At 34.4% G+C, this 2,249-nt stretch carries 3 protein-coding genes; all 3 read left to right on the top strand.

Going from position 1 to position 2,249, the window contains the following annotated elements; genetic code table 11:
* The coding region (locus O970_RS09995; protein ID WP_166667111.1) for a hypothetical protein at nucleotides 1-424 on the top strand (424 nt) is incomplete at its 5' end.
* A complete protein-coding gene (locus O970_RS09195; RefSeq protein ID WP_133459406.1) occupies nucleotides 425-838 on the top strand; it encodes a hypothetical protein in 414 nt (137 codons plus the stop codon). It abuts the gene before it with no gap.
* Between the two features lie 9 nt (nucleotides 839-847).
* Entirely contained in the window at nucleotides 848-2,128 is a 1,281-nt protein-coding gene (locus O970_RS09190; protein ID WP_133459405.1) for a type IV pilus secretin PilQ, read from the top strand.
* The last annotated feature ends 121 nt before the right edge of the window (nucleotides 2,129-2,249 follow it).

Below are 2,249 nucleotides of genomic sequence, written 5' to 3'. Positions count from 1 at the left end.
ATTTTACTATTTAGCCATTATTCCTATTGCTCAACAAGCCGCTAAAACGCAGCAGATGGGAGCATTACAACAACAAACATTAATTCAGTTAACACAAACCCTAGACGGTTTACCGCCAAAAACCGAATTAACGCAACAATTACAGCCATTAATGGCATTACCTCATTATTATCAACCCAATAATTTACATTCACAAATTGCGACATGTCTTGATAAAACTGGTATGAAACTACTCGCTTTAATCCCCCTTAATGATAAACCTACCCACACATGGCAATTAGTATTACAAGGTAATTATGCCCAATTTATGGATTGGTTAACCATCAGTTATCAACTTCTATCTAACTGGTATATAGATAATATTGATATTCATATGGAGCAACAAACCACGCAATTTTCTTTGGTAATATATTGGATTAAATAGATGTCAATCAAAGCAAGATTTAACTATTCAGGATTATTGATTCTCTTTGTGACGCAAGCTTGGTGTAATAATGGGAACCCTTTACTCTTAAACAAAGATCCATTTAATGGGCAAGATTATCTCGCTTGTCAAAAATTAAAACAAGATTATTTAACGGAAATTGGTGATTGGCGTTGGCTAGGAAAAGTGACGACGCTATCAGAAAAACAGCATCCATCTCAAACTATCCACTATCAATTATGGTTGATTAATGCCCATAACGAATGGTTTTCGTTGGAACCACCTTATAAAAGTATTAGTGGCTTATCTTGGCAAATTAAAACTATTGAAAAAGATAAACTTACTTGGCAAATTCATTTACCCGATTATTGTTTAGCTTCGTTAACTTACATCATGCCTTTTGCTGCGGGGTGACATCTATTTATGCTTTATCGTAATCTTATTTACCTAGTCATATTTTTTAGCCTCTCTATTATGCCTAATGCTTATAGTGAAGAACAAAAACACCTGAATTTAGAATTCTTACAGACAGATGTCGCCATCATTCTACAATCCTTAGCCAAAGAACAAGGACTTAATTTAGTGATGAATAGTCAAACAGATCAGCTAATTACATTAAGATTACATGATGTTAGTTGGCAAAATGCGCTTGATATTGTACTAAAGCAGACAAATTTGGCTGCAGATATCCACGACAATATCTTATTTATTCATGACGTGACATCACCCCAAGATACCATTGAACAGTTGAAACAGAAACAAAGACACGCGTTATATACCGAGCCTTTAGCTTATTTAACACTTAAAATCCATCATATAGAGGGACAAGATCTGATAACGATGATCAACCAAAATGATCTTTTATCGGAGCGAGGTAACGTTTATTATAATCAAAAATCATCCACATTAATCATACATGATGTAGCGTCAGTATTCCCACAAATTAAGCAATTAACCCAAATTCTTGACCAACCTCAGCCACAGGTACAAATATCTGCCCGTATTGTCACCATGAGTGATGAAAGTCTCTCTGCTTTAGGAATCGATTGGGGATATCAAGGACATCCCTCACAAACAGTTAAACAGCTTACTACAGGATTAAATTTAGCGCATTCTACATTACAGCTAGGGGTAACCGTTGCTAACCTTGCTGGCAACTTACTAAATTTAGAATTAGCAGCACTTGAAGCAGAAAATAAATTGGATATTATTGCCAATCCTAGCTTATTAACCACACATTTAACGCCAGCCTCTATACGCCAAGGTACAGAAATTCCTTATGAAGTGAACGCGGGTAATAATGGTGGAAGTACCATTGAATTTAAACAGGCTGTTCTAGGTTTAGATGTCACCCCGAGAGTGTTAAATAATAATCTAATTGAACTCGATCTGCACATTAGTCAAAATGCGGCTGGGCAAGCTATCAAAAAATCAGATGGAGGAGAAGCACTAGCGATTGATACACAAGAGATCCAAACTAAAGTGATAGTAAAGCATGGGCAAACATTGGTACTAGGAGGCATTTTTCAGCAAGCCAAAACACATACAAAACAGCAAATTCCAGCATTAAGCAAATTACCACTAATTGGCAATATGTTTCGTTATCAACAACAAAAACAACAACGTAGACAATTAGTTATTTTTATTACACCACAATTACTTAAAATAGAGTCTCAAGCCCAACAAATAGATCAAAAAAATTAATAGTGATTTTATTTAGTTATTTTTTTAATAAGGAAAAAATAAGGTTAAACAATTAGATATAAATTTATTAATTTCACGTAAAGCATATACAACAAAATTATTACTAATGAGCAATATGATG

It is taken from the genome of Candidatus Schmidhempelia bombi str. Bimp (assembly GCF_000471645.3).
GTDB classification, from domain to species: Bacteria; Pseudomonadota; Gammaproteobacteria; order Enterobacterales; family Orbaceae; genus Utexia; species Utexia bombi.
This window is presented reverse-complemented; position numbering and strand designations above follow the sequence as displayed.

Excerpts from the sequence above, each read along its gene's own strand:
- O970_RS09195 (WP_133459406.1), top strand. The coding sequence starts at position 425 with ATGTCAATCAAAGCAAGATTTAACTATTCAGGATTATTGATTCTCTTT.
- O970_RS09190 (WP_133459405.1), top strand. The coding sequence starts at position 848 with ATGCTTTATCGTAATCTTATTTACCTAGTCATATTTTTTAGCCTCTCT.